The sequence below is a fragment of the Streptomyces sp. NPDC003379 genome, from assembly GCF_053589195.1.
Map to the genome: position 1 here is coordinate 73,175 of NZ_JBSFRK010000029.1, position 7,129 is coordinate 80,303.

General features: G+C 72.4%; 4 protein-coding genes. 1 reads left to right on the plus strand and 3 read right to left on the minus strand.

From position 1 onward, the window contains the following. Nucleotides 1-254 precede the first annotated feature (254 nt). Nucleotides 255-2,369 (plus strand): PhoX family protein, encoded by a 2,115-nt coding sequence (locus tag ACWDVB_RS26400; RefSeq protein WP_451517135.1) that lies wholly within the window; start codon nt 255-257, stop codon nt 2,367-2,369. 19 nt (nt 2,370-2,388) lie between these two features. Here ACWDVB_RS26400 and ACWDVB_RS26405 read toward each other — a convergent pair whose 3' ends face one another. The 3 genes from ACWDVB_RS26405 to ACWDVB_RS26415 form a co-directional block, all read right to left on the minus strand. Continuing rightward, entirely contained in the window at nt 2,389-3,360 is a 972-nt protein-coding gene (locus ACWDVB_RS26405; RefSeq protein WP_451517134.1) for a LysR family transcriptional regulator, read from the minus strand. Between the two features lie 332 nt (nt 3,361-3,692). Continuing rightward, nucleotides 3,693-5,798 carry an FUSC family protein gene (locus ACWDVB_RS26410; protein ID WP_451517133.1) on the minus strand — a complete coding sequence of 702 codons (2,106 nt, stop codon included), beginning with the start codon at nt 5,796-5,798 and terminating at the stop codon, nt 3,693-3,695. A 44-nt stretch (nt 5,799-5,842) separates the two neighbouring features. Further along, complete coding sequence (locus ACWDVB_RS26415) at nt 5,843-6,802, minus strand: endonuclease/exonuclease/phosphatase family protein (RefSeq protein WP_451517132.1); 960 nt, start codon at nt 6,800-6,802, stop codon at nt 5,843-5,845. Nucleotides 6,803-7,129 lie beyond the last annotated feature (327 nt).

A 7,129-nucleotide genomic window follows, 5' to 3' on the forward strand; every position in this document is an offset into this window, starting at 1 on the left:
CAGGCGATTCAGAATGCCCATGTGCGCAATCCTTCGCGTGAGTTGATTGCCGTAAATCCCTGGCCAGGGCGGACACGTAAGGTTAGCCGCCGCCACTGGCGATCTTGGGCAGGGTCACCCCGAGACGGGTCTCACCTCAACTTCCTCCCGGGCCTCACGGATTCACCCGCCGTTCACCCGCAGGCCGCCGCCGGGCCGGAACCCACACCTAGCCTCACGTCGGAAACAAGCCACGCCACGACGACGGAGGATCCGTGCCCAAGCTGCTGCCGATCATCACCTCGCATCAGGGGAGCGGCGGCCGTTCCGCCCTGACCTGCCGTTTCCGCTGCGGCGACGCCTGCTTCGGCGAGGTGCCCAACACCAGCGAGAACGCGTACGTGGGTGACGTCATCGCCGGTGCGCTCAGCCGCCGTTCGCTGATGCGCGCCGCCGCCGTCGTGACGGTCGCCACCGCCGCGGGCAGCGCCGTCATCGCGGGTCCGGGCGCGAGCGAGGCGGCTGCCGTCGCACCCGGCGGGCACCAGGACGGGCACCAGGGCGGGCACCAGGTCGGGAAGAGCAAGGGAGCGCGCGGGCTACGGTTCGCGCCCGTCGCGCCGAACACCGCCGACGCCGTCACCGTCCCCACCGGCTACGAGCAGAACGTCGTCATCCGGTGGGGCGAGCCCATCCTGCGCGGCGCGCCCGCCTTCGACGCCGACAAGCAGTCCGCCAAGGCGCAGGCCGGCCAGTTCGGTTACAACAACGACTTCCTCTCCCTGCTGCCCCTGCGCGGCGAGCACGGCCGGCAGGTCCTCGTCGCCAACCACGAGTACACGGACGAGATTTTGATGTTCAAGGGGTACGACCCCTCGAACCCGACCCGCGAGCAGGTCGAGATCGCCTGGGCGGCGCACGGCCTCTCCGTCGTCGTGGTGGAGGGCGAGCGGCGCAGCGGCAAGCTGCGTGCCGTCAGCCGTCATCACCTCAATCGGCGGCTCACCGCCACCAGCCGCTTCCGCCTCACGGGACCGGCCGCCGGCAGTCCGCTCGTACGCACGAAGGCAGATCCGCGCGGCACCACCGTCCTCGGCACGCTCAACAACTGCTCGGGCGGTACGACGCCGTGGGGCACCACGCTGCACGGCGAGGAGAACTTCAACCAGTACTTCGCCAACGCCGCGAAGGTGACCGACCCGCAGGCCGCCGCCCGCCTCAAGCGGTACGGCGTCACCGGTGAGGCCTCCGAGAGGAAATGGGAGCGGTTCGACGAGCGCTTCGACCTGGTCAAGGAGCCCAACGAGGCCAACCGCTTCGGCTGGGTCGTCGAACTCGACCCCTACGACCCGGAGTCGACCCCGCGCAAGCGCACCGCGCTCGGCCGCTTCAAGCACGAGGCCGCGCAGCCGCGCCTCACGCATGACGGCCGCCCGGTCGTCTACATGGGCGACGACGAGAAGTTCGACTACTTCTACAAGTTCGTCAGCAGCAAGCGCGTCGCCAAGGGCACGTCCCGCGCCGCCCACGAGCACAACCTCACACTGCTCGACGAGGGCACCCTGTACGTCGCCAAGCTGACCGGTGACTCCCCGGTGGATCAGATAGATGGGAAGGGCGGTCTTCCGGAGGACGGCGAGTTCGACGGGGGCGGCACCTGGATACCGCTCGCCACCGCCGGGCCCGGCGGGAAGGCCGTCAGCCACGTCGAGGGCATGACCGCCGAAGAGGTGTACGTCTTCACGCGCCTCGCCGGTGACAAGGCGGGCGCCACCAAGATGGACCGGCCCGAGGACATCGAGCCCTCCCCGCACACCGGCAAGGTGTACGTCGCGCTCACCAACAACTCCGACCGAGGCAAGGCGGGCAAGGCGGGCGCCGACGAGGCCAACCCGCGCAACCTCAACAAGCACGGGCAGATCCTGGAGCTGACCGAGCGCCGCAACCGGGCGGACGCGACCTCCTTCGGCTGGTCGCTGTTCCTGGTCGCCGGTGACCCGGACGACCCGTCGACGTACTTCGCCGGTTTCCCCAAGGACCGCGTCTCCCCGATCTCCTGCCCGGACAACGTCGCCTTCGACCCGCACGGCAACCTGTGGATATCCACCGACGGCAACCAGCTCGGCTCCCACGACGGCCTGTTCGGCGTGGCCACGCGCGGTGACCGGCGCGGTGAGCTGAAGCAGTTCCTGACCATGCCGAACGGCGCCGAGACCTGCGGTCCGCTCGTCCAGGACCGGCGCGTGGTCGTCGCCGTGCAGCACCCGGGCGAGATCGACGGCGCCTCCGTCGAGAAGCCCGCGAGCGCCTGGCCCGACGGGCCCGGCAGGATCGTCCGCCCGTCGGTCGTCTCGGTGTGGCGAAAGGACGGCTGCGACATCGGCGTCTGAGCCGCCTGCCCGGAGGTCGTCAGCCGGTCGGGACCAACGTGCCGCCGGTGGCCCCCCGTGGGTCACCGGCGCGCAGCAGCCACTCCGTATAGGCGGGGGACTGCCGGGCCGCCTCCCAGTAGGCGGCCTCCAGCTCGCCGTAGACCGCGTTCAGCTCGTCCTCGGTGCGGGCCGCCACCAGGAGGCGTACGCCTAGAGGGTCGCCGAAGAGGGGGCGTACGGCCATGTCGGCGCGGCCCCGCGAGGTCGGCTGGCAGAGCGTGACGACCTCACCGGTGGCGACGAGGGACGCGGCGGTGAGGTAATCACCGTGCAGGACGGGCGGGTTGAGTCCGGCCGCCGTCAGGACGCGGCGCAGGCCGTCCCATTCGCCGTCGACCGTCGGATCGACCATCCAGCGGTCGTCCGCGAGGTCGCAGAGCCGCACGACGGGACGCCCGGCCGCCGGGTGGTCCGCGGCGAGGGAGACGAACTGCGGCTCGCGGTCCAGGAGTACGCGTCTTCGCAGCGACTCCGGCAGCCGCAGCGGACTGCCCTCGACCTCGTGCACGAACGCGACGTCGAGCTGCGCCGTGGCCACCATGCGCAGCAGCGCGTTGGCGGACACGTCCATCTGGAGCGATATCTCGGTGCCCGGCAGGCGTACGCGCAGCCTGCGCAGCCAGCCCGGTATGGCACGGCTGGCCGTGGAGCCGATGCGCAGCCGCGGGCCCTCGGTGGCGCGGGCGGCGGCCGCCTTGGTCTCGGCGACCAGCGCCCGCATCTCCGTGACGAGGGGGCGGGCCCGGCTGAGGACGACCCGGCCGAGCGGCGTCGGGCGGCAGCCGGTGCGCTCGCGGGCGAAGAGCTGGCCGCCGAGCGCGTTCTCGATGCGGCGCAGCTGCGTCGTCAGCGACGGCTGGCTCATGCCGAGCTGGCGCGCCGCCTTGTGCAGGCTGCCGGTGTCGGCGATGGCGCACAGCGCGCGGAGGTGCCTGACCTCGAGCTCCATGGTCGATGAGCGTAGAGGCGGTACGGCCGCCGCACCAGACACCCAAACCCCATGAGAACCAGCCGTTCTGGGCGGGCCGGGACCGGGTGATAGGCCCGCGCTATCGCGAGTTGCCATCAACCCCACGCGCCTCGGGTCCCCCGAGACTCACAGCCACCGAAAACGTTCACCTTTCATCGACCCCCTTTCATCGACCCCCCACGGTCGTTCGAACGAGTACGGAGCGCCCTCGTACTGGGCGTACGAGACCGGAGCGGAGGAGGAGTTCAGGTCGCGGGGAACCTTGGGCCGGCTGTGGCTGGTCGCGCAGTTCCCCGCGACCCTTCGGGGCGCTATGCCTTGGGGGACGCGATTGCCCTTGCCGCGCCCACCTCCTGGCGCAGGGGCTCCAGGACGCTGTCCTTGGGACCGACGGTGAAGTCGGAGCGCACCTCTTCCAGGATGTCCGAGGCGCGCAGCCCGCGCGCCAGCTCCCTCAGCTCGCGCGCCACTTCCGCCACCTCCTCGGACGTCGGGGCCTGCGCGCCGTGGCGGATGCGTACACGGGCGGCGGTCGTGGCGTCCAGGATGCGTTCGACGGCGACGACCAGCGGCCACCAGGCGGTGGCGCGGGTGCCGGTCGGCGGCGGCTCGGTCAGGGCCCGCTGGAACTCGGAGCGGATGACCGACAGGTCGCGGTAGAGGCGGCGGCGCAGCCGGGCCCGCTCGGCCGCTTCGGCGGTGGCGCCGAACGCGCACTCCACGTACCCGGCGGTGTCCGCGACCGCGTCCGCGAGCCGGTCGCCGATCCGTGTCCCCCAGCTCTCGGGCCAGAGCAGATAGCCCGCGACGAGCACGATGGCGCAGCCGATGAGGCTGTCGACGAGGCGTGGGACGACGAGGCCGAGCCCCTGGTGGTTGAGGATGTCGGAGAGCAGCAGGATGACCGGGGTGATCGCCGCCGTCTGGTAGCCGTAGCCGCGTGTGGTGAGGGCCGGGATGAGCGGGGCGAGCAGCAGCATCACGGGCACGTCCCACCAGCCGTGCGGCACCTGGGTGAGGACGGCGGCCGCGACGACCAGGCCCACCGCCGTGCCGAGGGCGCGCAGGACGGCGCGCGAGACGACCGAGCCGAAGTCGGGCTTGAGGACGAACGTGATGGTGAGGGCCACCCAGTACGACCTGGGGACGTCGATCAGCGAGACCAGGGCCTGCGCGATACCGATGCAGAGCGCGAGCCGCAGGCCGTAGCGCCAGGACGTGCCGGAGAGGATGACGTTGCGGGCGGCGCGCCGGGCCCGGACGCGCAGCGCGGCGGGCCGGCCGAGCCGGTCGTCGGCCGCGATGACGCCGAGCGGGTCGGGGTCGCTCAGCGTCTCCGCCGCGTGCAGCACGGCGTGGTCGAGGGCACGGGCGGCGTGGTCGCCGCGCTCGGGCAGACGGATCGCCTCCGGCGCCTGTACGGGGGGTTCGGCTGCGGAGGGGGCGGCTACGAAGGGGTCGTCGGCTACGGAGGCTTCGGCTACGGAGGGTTTGGCTACGGGGGCTTCGGCCCGGCCGCCCCGCTCCACCGCCTGAGCCAGGGCGCGCACCGCGGCGGGGATCTCGGACGGGAGGCGTACGCAGGCGTGGCGGGCGCTCAGGTGGGCGGCGGGGGCCGCTTCGACGATGGGGCTGAGGGCGTTCAACTGGGCGACGAGCCGGACCAGTTCCGGGTTGCGGCCGTGGTCGCGGGCGCGCCGGGCGAGAGCGAGGTCGTAGCTCTGGTTCAGGGAGGCCGTCACGGCGGTGCGCGCGTCGTCGTACGCGTCCGTGCCCGCCGCGTCGAGGAGCGCGGCCACCGAGCGGTAGGAGGCGGCGACGGCGGCGCGCTCGGGGACGCCGGACCGCAGCGGCCAGGCGAGCAGGCCGAGCGCCAGGACGAGGAGGCCGCCGCCGGTCATCAGGGCCGGGGCGAGCCACCACTGACCGGGCATCGGGAGCCCGGCGCCGACCACGCAGTTGAGCAGCAGGAGCAGCCCACCGACGGAGGCGACGGCTCCGATCGTCGACATCATCCCGGAGACGAGCGCCACGAACGTGACCGCGCCGACCGCCACCCAGCCGTGCCCGAAGACGAGCGAGCCGAGGGTGACGCCGAGGGCGCCGAAGAGCTGCGGCACGGCGATGTTGAGTACGCGCATCCGGTAGGCGTCGGCGGTGTCGCCGATGACTCCGGAGAGCGCGCCCATGGAGGCGAGCGCGCCGTACGTCGGCTGCCCCGCGAGGATGCCGACGGCGAGCGGCAGCGCCATGGCGACGGAGGCGCGGGCGGCGGCTGCCCAGGGGACGGGCGCGGACTGTGGTCTCAGTGACCTGACCAGCCAGGCGGGCGGGGTCAGTGGGCGCGCGCGTGGGCGTGGGCGGGAGCGCAGGGGGCCGCGTGGACCCGGGGGTGCGGTGGGGGTCTCACGAGGCATGTGCCCATTATCGCCGCTTTACGTTGCTTGCCCCGGCCGGTGGATCAACGTTCCGTGTCGGCGCGGTGAAGGGTGAGCGTGACGACGAGCGAGCGGTGGTCGGTGTTCCCGATCTCCAGGAAACGGGCGTCCCGGGCGGAGAAGTCCGGCGTCGCGAGGACGTGGTCGATCTGTGCGCCGAGCGGTGAGGGTACGGCGGTGGGCCAGGTGGGGTAGCGGGAGGAGCCGTCGAGACGGGCGGCGTCGCGCAGTCCGCCCTTGTCGAGGAGGGAGCGGAAGGCGGCGTGGTCCTGGGTGGCGTTGAAGTCCCCGGCGACGATGGTGGAGCGCCCGTCACCTGCGGCGGCGTACTCCTGAATGTCCTTCAGCTCCTTGCGCCACAGACCCTCCTCGCGGGGCAGCGGCGGCATGGGGTGGGCGAGCTGGATCCGAACCGGGTGCCCCTTCACGTCGGCGACGGCGCCGGGCATGCCGAGGGTGGCCTTGATGCGGTGCGGGCTCTTCAGCGGGACGTTGGCGAGAATGACCGAGCCCTCGGGGCCGTACGCGTCGACCGACTCGCGGTACGGGTAGTCGGCGTGGGGCAGCTCTTTGCGGAGGGTGGCGGCGCAGGCGTAGTCGCACTCCTCGACGAAGAGCAGATCGGGCCGCTCCTCGCGCACGGCGCGGATGAGTCCGTGGGTGCCCTTCCCGTATTCGACGTTCGACGTCATGACGCGGAGCTCGGCGACGGCCTTGCCGGACGGGGCGTCGATGCGGCCGTACGGCTCCATGTACCAGGCGAGGAGGGCGAGGACGGCGACGGCCCAGGCCATGCCGGTGCGCCAGCGGGCCAGTACGGCCAGCAGGAGCGCGGCGGTGGCGGGGACGAGGAGCCACGGCAGGAACGCGAGGAGCTGCGGTACGGGGGTGAAGCCGTCGGAGTCGCCGACGCGGAAGGCGATGACGGCGCTGACGCCCGCCAGGAGCGCGCCGGCGAGCCCGGCGCCGACCCTCCGCCCCAAGGGTCGGCGCCCCCCTCTCTCTCCCTCCGCCCCTGCCTCTGCCCTTGCCTCTATCTCTGCCTCGGCGGCGTCATGGGATGCGGTCACACTGTCCAAGGCGCCGGCCTCTCGCTCGTCGAACGTCACTGCGGGAATCCTCCCTTATGAGCGAGTGCGGGTCAGCTGTGGCTGGTCGCGCAGTTCCCCGCGCCCCTTAAGAGGTCGTCTATCGCCAGCGGGTTGCCCCACCCGCAGGTGACGGACGGCGTCGGGCCCCGTCAGGGGCGCGGGGAACGGCGCGAGCAACCACGTCCCACCCGCAGGTGACAGGCGGCGTTCGGGCCCCGG

Bases quoted from the DNA above. Each gene is read 5' to 3' on its own strand.
- ACWDVB_RS26405 (WP_451517134.1), bottom strand. From the start codon at position 3,360: ATGGAGCTCGAGGTCAGGCACCTCCGCGCGCTGTGCGCCATCGCCGAC.
- ACWDVB_RS26410 (WP_451517133.1), bottom strand. From the start codon at position 5,798: ATGCCTCGTGAGACCCCCACCGCACCCCCGGGTCCACGCGGCCCCCTG.